Origin of the sequence: Stieleria sp., from assembly GCF_041595215.1 — a bacterium.
Taxonomy (GTDB): Bacteria; Planctomycetota; Planctomycetia; order Pirellulales; family Pirellulaceae; genus Stieleria; species Stieleria magnilauensis.
In genome coordinates this window covers 1-1,696 of record NZ_JBFHKV010001439.1, presented here as the reverse complement: position 1 = coordinate 1,696, position 1,696 = coordinate 1, and the positions used below count along the sequence as shown (strand labels likewise).

Sequence of the window (1,696 nt, the reverse complement as noted above, 5' to 3'; positions counted from 1 at the left end):
GGCCAGTTCGTCGATCGGGGGTAAGGGCTGAGAATCTTTTTGGGCCGGTTGCGGCAACACGTTCGCGGCGGCTTTGCGAATGCCGCCGTCTTTGCTGCGCGCCAACAACGCGCCGGCAATCAGGACGGTGTCGCCGACCAGCGTTTTCTTAGTCGCTAAATCGATCAGCCGTTTTTCACCGTCCTTGGTTCGCGCCAACCCGGCGACGGCCGCGCGGCGCTGATCGTAGGGACGCTCGGCATCGGTCGCGACCTCGGACAGAAAATGATTGGCGCGTCCGTTACCGAGTAACCCGAGCGTTTCGATCACGCCGCGGGCCTGGTCGGGCGAGGCAAGCAAGTTGCGGATTTCTCGTCGTCCGGCATCAAGTTCCAACAACAACTCCGCCGATTCCACCGCCGCCGATCGATCATCACCGACCAACGCCACCGTCAGTTGCGATTCAATGCCATCGGGTTTGAAACGTTTGACCAGTTTCATGAATTCCGGTGTGCCCTCGCTGCGCCGGATCTGCCGCATGACGGCCTCCGACACCGCGGGGTCGGAGCGGTAGTCATAGCCATCGATCCGCTCGATCGCCCGCACGACGATGGCGTCTCGACGAGCCTGCGCGGCATTGTCGGCAGCAGGCAAGCTTGATGGCGCGGTGAGGAGGTACAGGAAGCCGACGGTCAGGATCAACGCGTGAAGTTTCATCGGGGGTGGGCAAAGAAGTGAAGGGAAAGGGGGATCAACAAAGCCAAGGCGTTCAGGGAAGCAGCCGTTTCAACGCGGCGCTGCGGACGTCCGAATCATGGAATTCGAGACTGCGAAAGTATCGATCCGTTTCACGCAGCGGTCGGTTCGGATCGGCGATCAATGAGACCATGGCGTCTGCCGCTTTAGGGGCCCGGATTCTCCAGACCAGGTCTCTGCCGGCCGCCGTGTCCCAGCGGCCGTTGACGGCATCCAGGTAGGCTTCGAAACAGGCTTCGGGGCGGACGTCGCTTCCGATCCCGAGGGCTTCCAGATACCAGCGGTCCTGGCCGTCGTAGGCCGTTGCCAGCTTGGCCCACAGCGTCGGCATGGCTTTGCTGGTGTCGTAGCGGAGCGCGACAGCCAACTCGCGTCGCACCGCCACCGATTCATCGTCGGCGGCGTCGGCCAGCCACCGAGACGGTTGGGCGGTCAGTTGCTTGGCCAAACGGATCGCCGTGATGCGAATGTCTGGATTGGAATCGGCCAAAGCCTTGGTCACATAGTGCTCTCCGCGTCCGTCGATCTTACCGAGCAACCACAGCGCGCGGGCTCGCAGTCGCGGATTGGAATCAGCGTAGAGTTCCAGCAATTCGGGTTCGGCATCGCGGCCCATCGCGTGCAGCGTTCTCCAGGCTCGCGAGCGGACGGCCAAGTTCGGGTTTCGCAGTGCTTCGACAGCGCCGTCGGCGGTGGTGAAGTCGAACGTCGGAATCGTGTAAGCCGACCCGGGAGGTGCCAGTCGAAACAGCCGTCCCCGGTCCGAGTCGCCTTGATTGTGACCTCCCACGCCGGGATCGTACCAATCGGTCACGAACAGCGAACCGTCCGGTGCGGTGCAGACATCGGCCGGTCGGAACCAGCGGTCGGTGGTTCCCGTCATCAATGGCTCGATCGTCGCGGTGTATCCGGCGCCATCGGGCTTGGCGGGGTAAGCGCGGACCATGTTGGGGCCGGGGTC

The 1,696-nt window shown here is 63.1% G+C and carries 1 protein-coding gene and 1 pseudogene; both read right to left on the bottom strand.

The genetic code is table 11. The features are described from left to right. Window positions 1-696, bottom strand: a pseudogene (locus ABX749_RS31920) (hypothetical protein); the annotation flags it as partial. Between the two features lie 52 nt (window positions 697-748). Further along, window positions 749-1,696: HEAT repeat domain-containing protein (locus ABX749_RS31915; protein WP_372899597.1), on the bottom strand; the 948-nt coding region annotated here is incomplete at its 5' end.